The following is a 17,525-nucleotide window of genomic DNA, read 5'->3' on the forward strand; positions in this document are numbered from 1 at the left end:
TGACCGCCCTGGCCGGGCCGCGGCCCGGCCAGGGCGGTCAGAAGCGGCAGGTGGGCCAGAATTCGTCAGCACTGGTGGGCCAACATTCATGGACACAGCCAATCCGCCGCATCCGGTCCCGCGGCGACCACCACCATCTCGACATTCGGCAGGCCGGGCGGCCGGACGGGGCGGCTGCCATTGCTGACGACGCGCACCGGCAGGCCGAGCCGCGTCGCCACCCGGAACACCTCCTCCCGCACCGGGCAGGCATCCCCATCCACGTAAAGGATCATGCCCCGCTATGCGGGCCGGGGCCGCCGGCCGCAAGCCCGCCGCGGCCCGGCGCGCCGCCTGCCGACGCCCCGCGGCGATGCCCGGCTGCTCGACGCCCAGGGCGGCGAGGCTCGCCAGCAGCACCAGCAGCGGGCAGGCGAGGAGGAGCAGTCCCGCATACAGCGCCTCGCTGCCCCGCCCCGGGTCCAGCCAGCCGCCCAGCCGGTCGGCGACCAGCCAGAGCACCAGCCCGTGCAGCAGGTAGAGGCTGTAGCTGGCCTGCCCCAGCCAGACCAGGGCCGGCCGGGTGAGCGCGCCGCCGAAGCCGTTGCCGCAGGCGACCGGGACGAAGACCAGCGTCAGCAGCAGCGTCGCCGGCATGGCATAGGCGGTGTCGAGGCCGAACAGCACGAGGCCGAGCGCCAGCAGGGCCGGCGGCACCGCCCAGGGGCTGGCGCATCCCGCCCGCAAGGCCGGCCGGCGCGCCACATGCGCCGCGGCGATGCCGCCGGCGAAGGAGGCCAGCACCGGCCCCTGGAAGATCCAATGCCCGCCGGCCAGCGCCAGCATGCCGGCCATCATCCCCAGGCAGGCCAGGATCGCCCCCGGCCGCGGCGCCCGGAAGACCAGCATCGCGGCCAGCGGGAGCAGGGCGTAGAACAGCACCTCATAAGGCAGCGACCAGGCGGCATAGGCGAGCAACCGCCCGGTGCCGGCGAAGCCGTTGAGATCGGCCGGCGCCGGATAGGCGAAGAGCAGCCAGGCGCCGAGCCCCCGCAGCGTCTCGCCGGCCGGCTGCCGCCAGCGCCAGCCCCCTGCTTGCAGCACTGCCAGCAACACCCCGGCGAGCGCCAGCAGCCAGGCCGGGTAGAGCCGCCAGAGCCGACCGATCAGGAAGCCGCCCCAGTCGAGACGACCCCGCCGCGCCAGCACCCGGCCCCAGAAGAGGAAGGCCGTCACCATGAAGAACAGGGCGACCCCCACCTGCCCGAGCTGGCCATGCAGCCGCGAGGGCGGCAGCGCCCAGCCGCGGCCGAGCAGGAAGAACCAGGTGATGACCGCGTGGTGGACGAAGACGCTGAGGGCGAGGAGCCCGCGCAGCCCGTCCAGCGCCGGGGTGCGGCCCGCCTCGGCCGCGAGCAGCCCGCGCGCCGCCGGCGAGAGCCGCAGCACCAGCCCTGCGGCGGCGAGCGCCAGGCCCAGCAGCCCGAGGACGAGAAGCGGCGAGAGGATCATGGGGCCGAGGCGGTTCCCGATGCAGGCGCACGGCCGGGCGGGACGCCGAGCGGGCGGGGCCTCCCTATCCCCCGGCGCCCGGCGGCCTGCAAGCAGGCCGACGCGGCGCAGCGGCGTCCCGGGCGGCGCCCTCAGCGCACGCGCAACTCCGCCCTGGCCGCCTCCCCGGCCGCGTCCAGCACCGTCACCCGGTAGAAGCCGGGGCCGGGCGGCGTCCAGGCCGCCTCGCGCCGCGCCGGCTCGGCCGGCAGGGGGCTGCCGTCGACGAGGAAGGTGAGCGGCCGCCGCCCGCCCGCGGCGCGCAGCGTCACCGGCTCGCCCGCCGCCGCGAGCACCGCCCCGGGTGGCGGGAAGGCGAGGCGCAGGCGATCGAGCGCCGCCCCCGCCGCCGCCTGGGCGGGCCGCGCCGGCAACCCGGCGCGCGGCGCCGGCGGCAGGCGCTCGAAGAGCCGGGCGAGCAGCGGCAGCGCCAGCCGGGCGCCGGTCGCCCCGGGGATCGGCGTGCCATCCGGCCGACCGACCCAGACGCCGGCGACATGCCCGGCATCCATCCCCATCGCCCAGGCATCCCGCCCGCCCCAGCTCGTCCCGGTCTTCCAGGCGATGCCCGCCGGCCCGCCACCGGGAAAGGGCTGCACCAGGATGGCGGCGGCGAGATCGGCGGCGGAGGGCGCGAAGACCGGCCGCGCCGCCGCCTCCGGCCCGGGCAGCAGCCGCAGCGGCGCCGCCCGGCCATGGTCGCCGAGCGCGGCATAGAGCGCGGTCATCTCCCGCAGCGTCGTGCCGAGGCCGCCGAGCGCCAGCGGCAGGGCGGGGTCGGCGCCGGGCGGCAGGCGCGGCGGCGCCCCGGCCGCCTTCAGCGCCGCGGCGAAGCGGATCGGGCCGAGCGCATCGAGCAGCGCGACGGCCGGCAGGTTCAGCGATTGCCGCAGGGCATCGGCCACCGTGACCCGCCCGGCGAAGCCGCGGTCGAAATTCTCCGGCGCATAGCCGCCGAAGCGGCGCGGCAGGTCGGCCAGCAGCGTCTCCGGTCCGGCCAGCCCGGCCTCGAAGCCGAGGGCATAGAGCGCCGGCTTCAACGCCGAGCCGGGCGAGCGCACCGCCCGTGTCAGGTCGAGCGAACCGGCCCGCCTCGCCGAGCCGAATTCGCCGCCGACCAGGGCGCGCACCGCATGCGCGCGCAGGTCGGCGACCAGCAGCGCCACCGTGGCGCGCTCCGGCAGGCCGCGCAGCGCCTCGGCGGCGATCGCCTCGGCGGCGCGCTGCAGGGGCAGGTCGAGGGTGGTGACGATCCGGGCCGCCGCCGCGTCCGCCGCTGGCGCGTGATCGCCTGACCCCGGTCCCTGAACCCGGGTGACCGGATCCTGGGCCAGCTCCCGCGCCAGATGCGGCGCCAGGCGCGGCATGGCCAGCCGGGCGCGCGGCACCGGGCCGGCCTCGTCCGGACCGGGGCCGGCCAGGGCGGGCGCGTGGCGGCGGAGCAGCGTGGCGCGCGCCGCCGCGGCGGCCTCGGGGTGGCGGTCCGGCCGCAGCGCCTCGGGCCGGCGCGGGATGGCGACCAGCAGCGCCGCCTCGGCCGGGCCGAGCCCCGCGGCCGGGCGGCCGAACCAGGCCAGCGCCCCGGCCCGCACCCCTTCGAGGTTGCCGCCCATCGGCGCCAGGGTCAGCCAGAGGCCGAGGATCTCGTCCTTGGAGAAGCGCGCCTCGAGCTGCAGGGCGCGGAGGATCTCGATCGCCTTGCTGCGGAGCGTGCGTGGCCGCGGCTCCAGCAGCCGCGCCGCCTGCATCGTCAGGGTCGAGCCGCCGGAGACGACGCGGCCGGCGCGCAGCCATTGCAGCGCGGCGCGGCCGAGCGCCAGCGGATCGACGCCGGGATGCTGGCGGAAGCGCCGGTCCTCGGCCGCCAGCAGCAGCGCCAGCAGCTCGGGCGGCACGTCGCGCACATCCGTCCGCAGCCGCCAGACGCCGCCCGGCGCCGGCAGCACGGAGAGCAGCCGCCCCTCGCGGTCCAGCACCTCCGTCCCCACTGCCCGGAAGCGCGAGAGATCCGGCGGCAGCGCCCGATCGAGGGCCAAGGCCAGCGCCAGGACCAGCGCCAGGACCAGCGCCAGGACCACCCCCAGGGAGAGCGCCGCCGCGCCGGCCAGCCGCCCGCCCCACCGCCCGCCGCCGGCCGGCGCCGTCACCGCGGCGGCGCCGGGCGCAGCGGCGGCTGGGCCTGCGATGGAGCCTGCGGCTGGGTCTGCGGCGGGGCCGGCGCCGGGTCGTCCGGCCCCAGCACCGCGACGCGGCCGGTGTTCTGCCGCGCGAAGAAGGCGGGCCGCACCATGTCCTCCACCTGCGCCCCCGGCAGCTCGAAGCGCCCGGCGGTCACCGCCCGCAGCCGCACCGCCAGGCGGAACTCCGGCTCCTGCGGCGTCAGCTCGAGCGCCGCGGCGAAGCGGTCGTCGAGCGCCGGCATCGCCTCCGTCTCGCTCAGCGGGCCGAGCCAGGGCATGCCCGGCACCTCCTCCCCGGCCAGCCGGCCGAGGATCTCCCAGCCCGCCGGCAGCCCCTGCTGCACCAGCGCCCGCACCGGCTGGCCGCTCTCGTTGCGGCCTTCCAGCAGCAGCACGAAGACCTGGTTCTGGCGCAGCTGGTCGAGATCGACCGGCTGCCCGGCGGCATCGAGGAAGCGGCGGCTGATGCGCAGCCCGCTGCGCCCGGCCGGGGCGGGCTGGACGGGGATGCCGGTGACCGAGAGGCTGGCCCAGAACGGCGCCTCGCCGAGGTTGCGGGCCCGGCCGGGGGCCGTCAGGGCGAGGGCGAGGAGCGGCGCCGGCGGCTGCTCCCGCCCATCCAGCGCCAGCCGCACCGGCCGCCCGTCCCGCCCCAGCACGGCGGCGGCGGCCACCCCCCAGGCCTGCTCCTGGGTGCTGATGCGCGCCGGGGCGAAATCCGGCCCCGGCAGGCGGGCGATCGCCTCCGGCAGGCGCCCGGCCAGCACGCCGCTCTCGCGCAGCAGCAGCGCCACCGCCAGGGCGTCGCGCGCGGCGCTGCCATAGTCGTAGATCCAGCCCTCCCGCGCCGGCGCCTGCAGCGCCGCCGCGAAGGCCTGCTCCGCCCGCGCCCGGTCGCCGGCGTGGGCGAAGGCGGCGCCGAGCTGCGCCCGGGCGAGCGGCGTCGGCAACGCCTCGAGCTGCTCCAGCAGCCGCCGCGCCGCGCCGGGCCGCGGCTGGCCGGCCAGGGCCAGCACGTGCAGCCGATAGGCCTGGGCGGCCATGGCCTCCGGCGTGTCGGGCGCCACGTCCTCGGCCTGCTCGGCGATGGCCTGGAGCGCCGCGGCCAGCGCCGCCTCCGGCAGGGCGGCGCCGGCGGCCTGCGCCCGCAGCAGCGCCTCCACGGCATAGGCGCCGGTCCATTCCTCCGCCTCGCCCTGCGCCGACCACAGGCCGAAGCCGCCGTCGAAGCGCTGCTTGTCGAGCACCTGCTGCGCCGCCCGCTGCATCCGGGCCGCCCCCGCCTCCGCCGCCTCGCCCCAGCCGGGCGCCAGGGCGAAGGCGAGCAGGCGGGAGGCGGATTGCTCCAGGCAGCCGAAGGGGTAGCGCTCGAGCTGCTGCAGCATCCCGGTCGCGTCGTAGCGCACCGGGCCGCCGAAGCGGGCGGTGGCGACCCAGCTTCCCGCCACCCAGCGCCCGGGATCGAGCGGCAGCGCCCGCTCCGCCCCGGGCGGGATCTCCTGCGCCGCCACGTCGGTGGCCAGGGGCCGGGAGGACCGCACCGTGATCCGCGCCTCGCGCAGCGCCCGGAACCCGTCCGGCCCGCTGACGGCGAGGCGCAGCACCCCCTCCCCGCTGGCGGTCGCGCGCAGCGCGCTCGCCGGCAGGGCCCGCGCCCCGGGCGCCAGGCTGGCGGCGAGGCGGGCCGGGCCGGCGAGCCCGATCGCCCCCTCGGCCGTGAGATCGACCGCCACCTCGCCCGCCGGCAATTCCAGGTTGTGCAGCAGCACCGGCAGCCGCGCCTCGTCGCCCGGGGCGAGGAAGCGCGGCAGGGCCGGCTCGGCCACCACCGGGTCGCGGATGGTGACGGGCTGGCTCGCGGCGCCGAGCCGCTCGCCGGCCCAGGCGACGGCCATCAGCCGCAGCTCGCCGGCGAAATCCGGGATGTCGAGCGCGATGGTCGCGGTGCCGTCCGGGGCCACCGCCACCGGGCCGGAGAAGAGCGCGAGGCTCCGCTGCGGCACCGCCAGATCGGGCAGCGCGACCTCGTCGCCGCCCTGGCGCAGCACGGCCGGCTCGCCCTCGGGCGGCGGGATCAGCCGGCCGTAATCGTCGCGGATATCGACCCCGAGGCGCCGCTGGCCGAGGAAATGCCCGAGCGGGTCGGGGGCGGCGAAGCGGGTCAGCCGCAGGATCCCCTCGTCGACGGCGGTGAGGGTGACCATCGCCCCCTCGGTGGCGGGGCTCAGGCGCAACGGCACCTCGAGCCGCCGGCCGGGCCGGGCCCCGGCCGGGGCGGCGAGCGCGACGTCGAGGCGGCGGGCGGCAGGGTCGAGCTGCAGCCAGGCGAGGCCAAGCGCCCGTCCCGGCTGCCCCTCGCGCGTCTCGCCGGGGTGGAAGGCGGTGACGGCGACATAGGCGCCGGCGCCCCAGCCGGGATCGACCGGCAACTCCACCTCGGTGCCGCCCTCCGCGACCTCGATCTCGCGGATCGCCACCAGATGGTCGGTCAGCACGGCGAGGCTGGCCGGGCCGGCGAAGGGCGGGGTGATGCGCAGCCGCGCCGTCTCGCCGGGCGCATAGGCGCGCCGGTCGGCGGCGACATCCACCTTGTCCGGCACCTCCGCCGTCTCGCCGCCGGCCCAGCCGGCGCGGAAGCGCAGCGAGGTGACGGCGAGCCCGCCGCCTGCCTCGCTCACCTCCAGCCGGTAGCGGCCGAAGGGCAGGCTGCGGGCGAAGCGGGCGGGCTGGCCGGCGGCGATGTCGAGCGCGGCGCTGTCCACCGGCTCGTCGCGCCAGACCGTCTCGTAGCGCGCCTGGCCGTCGCGGGCGACGATGCGCCAGTCCGGCCGCTCGCGGAGCAGCCGCGCCCGCAGCCGCGCCGCCACCGGCCTGGCCTCGGCATCGAGGACGACGATCTCGAAGCCCGCCTCGGCCCCGGCATCCACGGCGAGATCGGCGAAGAGCGGCCGCACCCCGATCAGCCGGGCGGGGCCGCGCACCGGCAGGGAGAGGCTGGTGCGGGAGGCGCGGCCGCCCGGCTCATCGATGGCGATCGCCACCTCGGCGCGCAGCGGCCGCGTCGTGTCGGGGGTGCGCGGCAGGGCGAGGCTGAGCACGCCCTCGCCGGCGGCATCGAGCGGCTCGATCTCGAAGGGCAGCAGCTCGGGGGCGAATTCCTCGTCCTGCAGGCCGAAGACGTAGTCCTTGTAGGCCGGGAAGGGCGAGCGCTCGGCGAGCAGCCGCAGTTCGGCATCGCCGGCGAGGCCGGCGGCGGGGGCGCCGTAGAGGAAGCGGGCGGCGACCGGCACCTTCAGGGCCTGGCCGGGGACGAGCGGGCCGGGCGCGGGACCGGCCGTCACCGCCAGCCGCTCCGGCACGAAGGCCTCGACGCGGAATTCGGCGCGGCCGATCGGCGGCGCCGCCGGGTCGCCGAAGGCCTCGATGCTCCACAGCCCGGCCGGGGCGCCGGCCGGCAGGGCGACGGGCCAGGCGAGCGAGGCGCCGGGCCCGCGCGCCGGCACGCTCTCGGCGAAGACGCTGCCATTCGGCCGCCGCACCCTGAGCCGCGCCGGCAGGTCGCGCGGCGCCCCGGCGGCGTCGCGCAGCAGCGCCATGGCCTGCACCGTCTCGCCGGGGCGGTAGATGCCGCGGTCGAGCCAGAACCAGGCCTCCAGCGGCCCCGGCTGCGGCGCCCCACCGGCGCCGCGGTCAGAGAGGTCGAAGGCGGCGGCGTCGAGATCGAGGGCGACGAAATCCTCGCCGAGGCTGGCATGCAGGGCGCGCGGCGCCATCGGCCCCTGGCCGCGCAGCAGCGGCCCGGCGAAGCGCACCGTGCCGTCCGCGCCGGCCTCGGCCTCGGCCAGGATGTCGTTGCCGAGGGAGAGCAGGCGGATGCGCGCCCCGGCGAGCGGCCGGCCCCCCGCCAGGCCGCGCGCCTGCACCGCGAGCCCCTGCGGCCCGCGCCAGGCGGTCAGGCCGAGATCGGTGACGATGACCGGCAGCGCCGCCGCGGCGGCCTTCGCCCCATCGGCCGGGCGCACCACCAGCGCATAGAGGCCGGGGCCGGCGCGCCGCAGCGCCTCGGGCAGCGGCAGGGCCAGGCGCTCGGTGCGGTTGGGCGCGCGGGCGGGCAGCTCGACCCGGCCCTCCCAGACCGTGGCGCCCCAGCTCTCCGGGATGTCCTCGGCGTTCCAGCCGGCGATCGCCTCGCCCGGCGTCCAGCCGTTGCGGGCGAAGGGCAGCAGGTTGCGCTCACTCACCCGCACCACCTTCAGGGCGAGGGCGGAGAGGTTCACCGTGGCGAGGCCGACCCGCTGCGCCTGGCCGCGCGGCAGGATGAAGCGGCTGGCATCGAAGGCGATGCGCGCCGCCCGGTCGGGCATGGCGATGCGCAGCGTGGTCTCCCGGTTCAGCCGCAGCCCGTCCTCGCCGGGCAGGCCGGGGCGGAGGATGACGCGGGTGGCCTGGCCATGCGGCAGGCCGGCGAGGCAGAGCTGCTCGCCCTCGCGCAGCACGGCGAGGCCGGGGATGGGCGGCTCGGTGCGGACCCAGTCCGCCGGCTGCCAGTCGGTGCGCCGGGCGGGCGGGGTGGTGAAGCGGAGGCAGGCGCGGGCCGGCTCGGCCTCCGGCTCGGTGGCGATGCCGGCGACCAGCAGTCCGGCGGCGCGGCGGGCCTCGGCCAGGGCCTGGCGCAGGCGGGGCGTGTCCGGCGCCCGCTCCACCGCCGCCTGCAGCGCCCGGATCTGCTGCGCCGGCCGGTCGAGCCGCTGCAGCGCATCGGCCATGACGAGCAGCGCCGGGATCTCGGCGGCCCCGGTCGGCAGCATCTGGAAGGCCTGCCAGGCGGCCTGCAAGGCCCGCGCCGGCTCGGGCGGGGTGCGTTGCAGCTGCGCCCGGGCCAGGGCGAGCCAGTGCTCGGGCCGCGCCTCGCCGCTGCCGGCGCGCTCCTCCCAGGCCTGCGCCGCCGCCGCCCAATTCTGTTGCCGCTCGGCCCCGGCGGCGCGCGCCTCGGCGGCGGCGCGCTGCTGCGGCGTGGCGCCGGCGGGGAAGCGGCGGGCGAGGTCGCGCTGATAGGCCGCGGTGTCGCCGGCGAGGCCGGGCAGGTCGAGCTCCTCGGCCCGCGCCGCCGCCATGGCGAGGAGGGGAGCGAGCAACAGGGCGAGGAGCAGCGGGGGCAGGCGCATGGCGGGGCGGGACCTGTGACGGGCGTGCCGCAGCATGCCACAGGCGGCGGCCGGCCGCCGCGCCGGCCGGCCGGTCGCGGGCGGCTGCACGCTTTTTCGTCATTCCGGCCCCGGGCCGCCGCTCAATTTTTCATCCAGAGGGCCCGATCGTCGCAGAAATCGGTCGACCGCGTGGGACGGCAGGCCGGCATCCGTATAGGATCGGGTCGCTCGGCCGGGGGGATGCCTCCGCGGCGCCGGGCCCAGGCGGGGAGCATCATGACGTCAAACCTGCCATCGCGGCTGCGGCGCGCGCTCCTGGCCGTCCTCCTGGGCGTCGGCCCGGCGGTGGGGGCGGCCGGGCAGCAGGCCGGCGGCGCGGTGCCGGTCACCACCGACCCGGTGCGGATCGGCCCGGTGCCGGTCGAGATCCTCGCCAACGGCATCGTCGCCGCGGAATCGGTCGTCACCATCCGCGCCCGGGTCGATGGGCAGATCGAGCAGGTGCTGGCGGCCGAGGGGCAGATGGTGCGCCGCGGCCAGCCGCTCTTCGTCCTCGACAGCCGGATGAACCAGGCGCTGCTGGCGCAGCAGGAGGCGCAGCTCGCCCGGGACAAGGCGCAGGCGGCGCGGGCCGCGGCCGACCAGCGGCGCTACCAGTCGCTGCGCGGCGAGAGCTTCGCCTCGCAGCAGCGCTTCGAGCAGGCGCAGGCGGATGCGCTCGCCGGCATCGCCACGGTCCGCGCCACCGAGGCGCTGATCGCCCAGACCCGGCTGAACATCGACTACGCCACCATCACCGCCGAGATGGACGGGGTGCTCGGCGCCATCCCGCTGCGGGCCGGCAATTTCGTCCGCCAGGCGGAGAACACCGCCATCACCACCCTCACCCAGATCGACCCGATCCTGGTCAGCTTCGCGGTGCCGGAGCGCTGGCTGCCGACCATCCAGGCCGCCATGCGCGGCGAGCCGCCGGTGGTGCGGGCCAAGCCCGAGGCGGACGAGGCGCCGGCGGCCGAAGGGCGCCTCGTCTTCGTCGACAGCGCGGTCGATACCACCACCGGCACCATCCTGCTGAAGGGCCGCTTCGAGAACACCGCCCGCAAGCTCTGGCCGGGCCAGTACGTGCAGGTGAGCCTGGCGCCGCGGGTCGATCCGGCGGCGATCACCGTCGCCGCCCCGGCGGTGCAGACCGGCCAGCATGGCCGCTACGTCTTCGTCCTCGCCCCCGACGGGACGGCGCGGCGACGGGCGGTGGAGTATGTCCGCACCGCCGGCGACCGGGCGGTGGTGAAGGGCGAGCTCGCGGCCGGCGAGCGGGTGATCGTCGACGGCGCGCAACGGGTGACCGAGGGCACGCGGGCGACGGAGCGCGATCCGGCGTCGCGCGTCTCCAGTCTGCAATAGCGCCGGGCGGGGCGGGACAGGATGAACATCTCCGAACTCTGCATCCGCCGTCCGGTGATGACGGTGCTGCTGTCGCTCGCCGCCATCGTCGCCGGCGCCTTCGCCTACACGAAGCTGCCGGTCGCGGCGGTGCCGCGGGTGGATTTCCCGGTCATCACCATCTACGCGAATTTCCCCGGCGCCAGCCCGGAGACCATGGCGACCAGCGTTGCCCTGCCGCTCGAGCGCGAGCTGTCGACCATCGCCGGCGTCGACAGCATGACCTCGATCAACGGCCAGGACACGACCCAGATCACCGTGCAATTCGTGCTCGGCCGCAACATCGACGCCGCGGCGCAGGACGTGCAGGCGGCGATGACGCGCGCCCAGCGCCGGCTGCCGATCGACATGACCATCCCGCCGAACTACCGCAAGGTGAACCCGGCGGATGCCCCGGTGGTGCTGCTGACCCTCTCGGGCGGCGACGCGCCGCTCTATCGGCTGAACGACATCGCCAGCACCATCATCGCCCCGGCCCTGTCGCGCGTGCCGGGCGTCGCCCAGGTGCAGACCTATGGCGAGCAGCTCTATTCCGTGCGCGTGCGGCTCGACCCCGACCGCACCGCCGCCATGGGCCTGCCCTTCGACACGCTGCTGGGCAGCGTCGCGGCGGCGAATTCCAGCACCCCGGTCGGGCTGCTGAACGGCACCCGCCAGCAGCTCACCCTGCGCGCCAACGACCAGCCGCAGAGCGCGGCCGAGTTCGGCCGGCTCGTCGTCGCCGGCCGGGCGCAGGCGCCGGTGCGGCTCTCCGAGATCGCCCAGGTGGTCGATGGCGTGCAGAACGAGCGCGTCGCCGCCTGGCGGAACGACACCCGCGCCCTGGTGCTGGCCGTGCTGCGCCAGCCGGACGCCAACACGGTGGAGGTGGTGGACGGGGTCAAGGCGAGCCTGCCGGCGCTGCAATCCTCCCTGCCCCCGGGGGCCGAGCTCAACGTCATGCTCGACCGCTCGCGCTCGATCCGCGACGCGGTGCACGACGTGCAGGAGAGCCTGCTGATCGCCATCGGGCTGGTGGTGCTGGTCTGCTTCCTCTTCCTGCGGCGGGTGACGGCGACGCTGATCCCGACCGTCGCCGTGCCGATCAGCCTCTGCGTCGCCTTCGGGTTGATGTATGCGCTCGGCTACGGCATCGACAACGTGACGCTGCTCGGGCTGACCATCGCCGTCGGCCTCGTGGTGGACGACGCGATCGTGGTGCTGGAGGCGATCGTCCGGCACATCGAGGCGGGGATGGCGCCGATGCAGGCGGCGATCCGCGGCTCCCGCGAGATCGGCTTCACCGTCCTGTCCATCACCCTCTCGCTCATCGCCGTCTTCCTGCCGATCCTGCTGATGGGCGGCGTGGTCGGGCGGGTGTTCAACGCCTTCGCGGCGACGGTCTCGCTCTCGGTCATCGCCTCCTGCATCGTCTCCCTCACCCTGACGCCGCTGATGGCGAGCCGGCTGCGCGGCCACCACGTCCCGGGCAAGCGCCCGCCGCTGCTCGACCGGGTGCTGGAGGGCGGCTTCCAGGCGATCGAGCGCGCCTATGCCTGGCTGCTGGACAAGGCGCTGCGCTTCCGCCTGGTGGTCTGGCTGCTCTTCCTCGCCTCGCTCGGCACCGCGGCCTATGTGGCGGTGGTGATCCCGAAGGGCTTCTTCCCGGTCGAGGACACCGGCTTCCTGCTCATCAACACCGAGGGGCCGCGCGGCGCCTCCATGGCGGCGATGGCGACCATGCAGGGCGAGCTGAGCGAGGCGCTGCTGCAGACGCCCTATGTCACCAACGTCGTTTCCAACCTCGGCACCGTCGGCGGCAGCATCTCCATCAACCAGGGCCGCCTCTTCGTCGAGCTGAAGCCGCGTGCCGAGCGGCCGCAGATCGAGCATGTCATCCAGTCGCTGCGGCGCACCGCTACCAGCTTCCCGGGCCTGCGCGTCTTCATGCAGCCGATCCAGAACATCAATTTCGGCGCCCGCCCGACCCGCACGCAGTATCTCTACACCCTGCAGGGGCTGAAGCTGGACGAGCTCTATGGCTGGGCGCCGCGGCTGGAGGAGCGGCTGCAGACCCTGCCGCAATTGCAGGACGTGAACACCGACCTGCAGCTCGACAGCCCGGTGGTGCTGGTCAACATCGACCGCGACCGCGCCTCGAGCCTCGGCGTCACGGTGGACCAGGTGCGGCAGGCCCTCTTCTCCGCCTTCGGCGCCCGGCAGATCTCCACCATCTACGGCCAGGCCAATGCCTATCCGGTGATCCTAGAGGCCCTGCCGGAGGATCAGCGGGACGAGACCGGCCTCGCCAAGCTCTATCTCCGCTCCACCTCCGGCCGGCTGGTGCCGCTCTCGGCCGTCGCCACCATCGAGCGGCGCTCCGGCCCGCTGAACGTCTCGCATCAGGGCCAGCTGCCGGCCGTCATCATCGGCTTCAACACGCCGCCCGGGGTGGCGCTCGGCGACGCGGTGAACGCCATCCGCACGGTGGAGCGGGAGATGGGCCTGCCGCCCACCATCGTCACCGGCTTCTCCGGCGCGGCCCAGGTCTTCCAGGAGGCGCTGGCCGGCCAGGGCATGCTGGTGCTGACCGCCGTCCTCATCATGTATGTCGTGCTCGGCGTGCTGTATGAGAGCCTGATCCACCCGCTGACCATCCTCTCGGGCCTGCCGGCGGCCGCGCTCGGCGCCTTCGCCACGCTCTACCTCTTCGGCCTCGACCTTTCGGTGATCGCGGTCATCGGCGTGCTGCTGCTGATCGGGCTGGTGAAGAAGAACGCCATCATGATCGTCGACGTGGCGCTGCAACGGCAGCGGGCCGGCTCGCCGGCGCTGACGGCGGTGCGCGAGGCCTGCCTGCTGCGCTTCCGGCCGATCCTGATGACGACGCTCGCCGCCGGCGCCGACGCCATCCCGATCGCCGCCGGCTGGGGCGCGGCGGCGGAGCTGCGGCAGCCGCTCGGCCTCGCCGTGGTGGGCGGCCTGGCCGTCAGCCAGGTGCTCACCCTCTTCGTCACTCCGGTGCTCTATCTCGGCTTCGACAGCCTGGCGCGGAAGCTGAGCTTCGGCCGCGGCGCGGTGCCGGCGGCGGCGCCGGCCGAATGAAGATCCCGACCCTCGCCTTCACCGTCACCGACTGGTCGGCGGTGCCGGAAACCCGGCACCCCGGCGAGAGCGGCGAGGCGATCTGGCGCACCCTCGACATCGGCGACCTGCGCGTGCGCATGGTGGAGTACACGCCGGGCTACCTGGCGGACCACTGGTGCGACCGCGGCCATGTGCTGCTGGTGCTGGAGGGCGAGCTGGAGACCGAGCTGCGCGACGGGCGGCGCTTCGTGCTGCGGCCGGGGATGAGCTACCAGGTCTCCGATTTCGGCGACGCCGCCCACCGCTCCTCCACCCGCACCGGCGCGAAGCTGTTCATCGTCGACTGAGCGCCGACCATACGAGCCGCCCAGAGCGCGCGCCTCTCCGTGTCGCCATCCGTTGCCCTGGCGTGGCGTTGCCACGGCAGGCCGTGACGCGCCTCGGGACAGAGGCGAATCCCGGGGGGCCCACGACGCCGCGCAGCGGCGTCGTGGGGCGCGTCATTCCGCCGGCAGGCGCTTGGCCGGGCCGGCGCCATGGCCGCTCACCGCCTCGCCCGCATCCGGCGCCAGCCGGGCGAAGAAGGGCGCCGAGGCGGCGATGACCAGCCCGGCCACCAGGAAGCCGGTGGTGAAATCGGGCTCCGCCGGGATGTGCCGCCCCCCCAGCCGGGCGCTCACCTCGAGCGTCGTCGTCGCCAGCACCACGCCGAGCGCCGGGGCGAGCTGCTGCGCCGTGCCGGCGAAGCTGGTCGCCGCCGAGAGCCGCGCCGGCGGCACATCGGCGAAGGCCAGCGTGTTGAGGGCGGTGAATTGCAGGCTGCGGAACAGCCCGCCCAGCGCCAGCACGGCGAAGAGCAGCGGCGCCGGCCAGGCCGGGGTGAAGGCCGCCGGCAGCGCCACGCCCACCGCCGCCAGCAGCGAGGCGCCGATCAGCGCCTGGCGGAAGCCGAAGCGCTTCAGCACCGGCCGGGCCAGCGGCTTCATCGCCAGCGCGCCGAGGGCGGTGGCGAAGGAGACGAGCCCAGCCTCCGAGGCGCTGCGGCCGAAGCCCACCTGCAGCAGCATCGGCACCAGGAAGGGCGAGGTGCCGGCGCCGATGCGGAACAGGCTGCCGGCCAGGGTCGAGGTGTTGAAGGTCGGGATGCGCAGCAGCGAGAGGTCGAGCGCCGGCCGCTTCGCCCGCCGGCAATGCCGGATCGCCGCCCAGCCGAACACCGCCCCGAGCACCAGCCCGGCCTGCGGCAGGCCGGGCGGCACCACGCCGCGGCCGACCGTCTCCAGCCCGAACATGAAGAGGGCCAGCGCCAGGCCGATCAGCACCAGCCCGAGATGATCGGGCGGCCCGGGGTTGCTGGGCGCGACGGGCGGGATCTTCCAGGCCACCATGACCAGGCCGAGCAGGCCGATCGGGACGTTGATGAGGAAGACCGATTGCCAGCCGAAGGCATCCGTCAGGAAGCCGCCGAGCGGCGGGCCGCTGATCGGCCCGATCATCGCCGGCATGGTGAGCCAGGCCATGGCGCTCAGCATCTCGTCCTTGCGGATCTGCCGCAGCAGCAGCAGCCGCGCGACCGGCACCATCATGGCGCCGCCGACGCCTTGCAGGACGCGCGCGCCGATGAGCTCCACGACGCCGCTCGCCCGGCCGCAGAGGACGGAGGCGAGGGTGAAGACGACGATCGCCACCATGAAGACGCGCTTGGCGCCGAAGCGGTCGGCCACCCAGCCGGAGACCGGGATGAAGACGGTGAGCGCGACGAGATAGGAGGTGATGGCGGCGCCGAGCCGCGCCGGCTCGACGTTCAGGTCCCGCGCCATGGCCGGCAGCGCCGTCGTCACCGCGCTGCTGTCGAGATTCTGCATGAAGAGGGCGCTGGCGACGATGGCGGCGATCAGCCGCGGATCGGCCTTCGCCCCAGGCGCGGGCGTCTCGGGCACGGGCGTCTCGGGCGGGGGCCGCGGGCTGGGGGAGGCGGGGTCCGCCCCGCCGGTATCGGTCATCCGACCAAGCTAGCCTTCCGTGCCACCCAGGGAAACAGCCCGCCCGCCGTGGCGCATCCCGGGGGCGCTACCTCTCGCCCGGCCGCAGCACCACCCGGCCGACGGCGTTGCGGCCGCGCACCTCGGCCATGGCGGCGCGGAATTCCGGCAGCGGGAAGCTCGCATGCACCTCCGGCGTCAGGGCGCCGGCGGCCCACCAGTCGATGAGCCGCTGCCAGAGCGCCCGCACCCGCGGCGCATGCGCCTGCCGGTTGTCGCCCGGCGACCAGCCGACATAGGTGCCCCAATTCACCCCGGCGACGGCGATGTTCTTCAGCAGCAGCAGGTTGAGCGGCAGGCTCGGGATGCCGCCGGCGGCGAAGCCGATGGTCACCATCATGCCGCCATCGCCGAGGCAGCGGAGGTTGTCCTCGAAGACCGGGGCGCCGAGGGTGTCGAGCAGCGCCGCGACACCGGCGCCGCCGGTCGCCTCGCGCACCGCCTCGCGGAAGGGCGCGGCGCTGTCGAGGACGAGATCGGCGCCGCGGGCCTCAGGCACCGCCCGCTTCGCCGCGCCGCAGCGGGCGATCACCCGGGCGCCGAGCGCCTTGGCGATCTCGACCCCGGCGAGGCCGACGCCGGCCGCCGCGCCATGCACCAGCACCCAGGGTCCGCCCTGGTCGGGCGCCAGCCGCGCCCGCCACAGCAGGGCCGAGGCGGCGGTCGGGTAGCTGATCGGCATGGCGACGGCCGGCGCCAGCGGCAGCCCGTCGGGGATCGGCATGACATGGATGGCGTCGGCGACCGCCTCCTCCGCCAGCCCGCCCCAGTCGAGCACGGCGAAGACGCGGGTGCCGGGCGGCAGCGGGTCCGGCACGTCCGGCGCGCTCTCGATCACCGTGCCGGCGATCTCGGTGCCCGGGGTGAAGGGCAGCGGCGGCTTGCGCTGGTACTTGCCGGCGACGACGAGCTGGGTGGCGAAGGAGACGCCGGCCGCCTCCACCCGGATGCGCACCCCGCCCGGCCGCAGCGCCGGCGGCGGCACCTCCTTCAGCTCGAGCGCGTCGAATTCGCGCCAGCTCTCGCAGACCAATGCGCGCATGCCTGTGTCTCCCGCCCATGATGGCCATCGCGTCCCGCGGCACGGCCGGCCGCGGCGGCGTGGCGCGCTCAGTCGAGCGTCACCCGCGCCTCGCGCACCAGCCGGCCCCAGCGTTCGTATTCGCGGGCGCAGAAGGCGGCAAACGCCTCCGGCGTGTCGGCCACCGGCTCGGCGCCGAGCGTCGCCAGCCGCTCCCGCACCTCCGGCCGGGCGACCGCCTCGGCGACCGCGCCCTGCAGCCGCCGGGCGATCGGGGCCGGCAGGCGCGGCGGCCCCCAGATCGCGTACCAGGTGGCGATGTCGAAGCCCGGCAAGCCGGATTCGGCGATGGTCGGCAGCTCGGGATAGGCGGCGACGCGATGCGCCGTGGTGACGGCCAGCGGCCGCAGCAGCCCGGCGCGGACGGCCGCGGCGCTGCTCGGCACGCTATCGAAGATGAGCTGCACCTGGCCGGCGATCAGGTCCTGCACCGCCGGGCCGGCGCCGCGATAGGGCACGTGCACCATCTCGGTCCCGGTCATCAGCTTGAACATCTCGCCCGCCAGATGCAGCGCCGAGGCATTGCCGGAGGAGGCGTTAGGAGACGCGACCGGGATTGGCCCGCAGATAGGCGATGAGCTCGGGGATGCTGCGCACCGGCAGCTGCGGGTTCACCACCGCGACCAGCGGCACCGAGGCCATGTTCGTCACCGGCGTGAAATCGGCCAGCGCGTCGAAGGGCAGGCTGCGGTTCAGGTGCGGGATGATGACATGGATGGAGGCGTTCATCAGGACGCTCTGGCCATCCGGCGCCGCCCGGGCGATCGCCTCGGCGCCGATGGTGCCGGAGGCGCCGGGGCGGTTCTCCACCACCATGGGCTGGCCGAGCGCGGGCGCCAGCGCGCCGGCGACGACGCGGCCGAGGATGTCGGTCGGGCCGCCCGGCGGATAGGGGACGACGAAGCGCACCGGGCGGGCCGGCCAGCCCTCGGCCTCGCCCGCCGCCCGGCCGCGCAGCGCGGGCGCCGCCAGCAGGCCCCCCAGCACGAGCCGCCGCGCCATTCCCCTGCCGGTCATCCCTTCCCCTCCCCGCCGT

10 protein-coding genes are annotated in these 17,525 nt (G+C 76.1%); 3 read left to right on the forward strand and 7 right to left on the reverse strand.

Going from position 1 to position 17,525, the window contains the following annotated elements; genetic code table 11:
• From DOO78_RS28065 to DOO78_RS05490, 3 genes are all read right to left on the reverse strand, one after another.
• The coding region (locus DOO78_RS28065; protein ID WP_133258030.1) for an acyltransferase family protein at positions 1 to 1,491 on the reverse strand (1,491 nt) is incomplete at its 3' end.
• A gap of 131 nt (positions 1,492 to 1,622) precedes the next feature.
• Positions 1,623 to 3,677, reverse strand: a complete 2,055-nt coding sequence (gene pbpC, locus DOO78_RS05485) for a penicillin-binding protein 1C (protein WP_243634402.1) — start codon at positions 3,675 to 3,677, stop codon at positions 1,623 to 1,625.
• Positions 3,674 to 8,875: an alpha-2-macroglobulin family protein gene (locus tag DOO78_RS05490; RefSeq protein WP_111468748.1), complete on the reverse strand. Its 5,202-nt coding sequence runs from the start codon at positions 8,873 to 8,875 to the stop codon at positions 3,674 to 3,676. Before DOO78_RS05490 ends, pbpC begins: the two co-directional genes overlap by 4 nt.
• A 258-nt stretch (positions 8,876 to 9,133) precedes the next feature.
• On the opposite strand from DOO78_RS05490, the gene DOO78_RS05495 reads away from it, so the two are divergent.
• The 3 genes from DOO78_RS05495 to DOO78_RS05505 are packed head-to-tail and all read left to right on the forward strand — an operon-like array spanning position 9,134 to position 13,713.
• Positions 9,134 to 10,261, forward strand: a complete 1,128-nt coding sequence (locus tag DOO78_RS05495) for an efflux RND transporter periplasmic adaptor subunit (protein WP_111468749.1) — start codon at positions 9,134 to 9,136, stop codon at positions 10,259 to 10,261.
• 21 nt (positions 10,262 to 10,282) lie between these two features.
• Positions 10,283 to 13,384, forward strand: coding sequence for an efflux RND transporter permease subunit (locus DOO78_RS05500; protein WP_111468750.1), 3,102 nt, complete (start codon positions 10,283 to 10,285; stop codon positions 13,382 to 13,384).
• Complete coding sequence (locus tag DOO78_RS05505; RefSeq protein ID WP_111468751.1) at positions 13,381 to 13,713, forward strand: DHCW motif cupin fold protein; 333 nt, start codon at positions 13,381 to 13,383, stop codon at positions 13,711 to 13,713. The genes DOO78_RS05500 and DOO78_RS05505 overlap by 4 nt, the downstream gene beginning before the upstream one ends.
• 153 nt (positions 13,714 to 13,866) lie before the next feature.
• Here DOO78_RS05505 and DOO78_RS05510 read toward each other — a convergent pair whose 3' ends face one another.
• The 4 genes from DOO78_RS05510 to DOO78_RS28375 all read right to left on the reverse strand — a co-directional run bounded on the left by DOO78_RS05510 (position 13,867) and on the right by DOO78_RS28375 (position 17,506).
• The gene (locus DOO78_RS05510) at positions 13,867 to 15,306 is read right to left on the reverse strand and encodes a DHA2 family efflux MFS transporter permease subunit (protein WP_243634408.1); all 1,440 of its coding nucleotides are present in this window, start codon (positions 15,304 to 15,306) and stop codon (positions 13,867 to 13,869) included.
• 130 nt (positions 15,307 to 15,436) lie between these two features.
• On the reverse strand, positions 15,437 to 16,450 hold the full coding sequence (locus DOO78_RS05515) for an NADPH:quinone oxidoreductase family protein (RefSeq protein WP_111468753.1): 1,014 nt from the start codon (positions 16,448 to 16,450) through the stop codon (positions 15,437 to 15,439).
• Positions 16,451 to 16,518: 68 nt separating this feature from the next.
• Positions 16,519 to 17,058 carry a tripartite tricarboxylate transporter substrate-binding protein gene (locus DOO78_RS28070; RefSeq protein ID WP_341538230.1) on the reverse strand — a complete coding sequence of 180 codons (540 nt, stop codon included), beginning with the start codon at positions 17,056 to 17,058 and terminating at the stop codon, positions 16,519 to 16,521.
• Positions 17,027 to 17,506 (reverse strand): Bug family tripartite tricarboxylate transporter substrate binding protein, encoded by a 480-nt coding sequence (locus tag DOO78_RS28375; protein ID WP_207802798.1) that lies wholly within the window; start codon positions 17,504 to 17,506, stop codon positions 17,027 to 17,029. The genes DOO78_RS28070 and DOO78_RS28375 overlap by 32 nt, the downstream gene beginning before the upstream one ends.
• Positions 17,507 to 17,525: the final 19 nt, after the last annotated feature.

This window comes from Roseicella frigidaeris (assembly GCF_003258945.1).
Classification (GTDB): domain Bacteria; phylum Pseudomonadota; class Alphaproteobacteria; order Acetobacterales; family Acetobacteraceae; genus Paracraurococcus; species Paracraurococcus frigidaeris.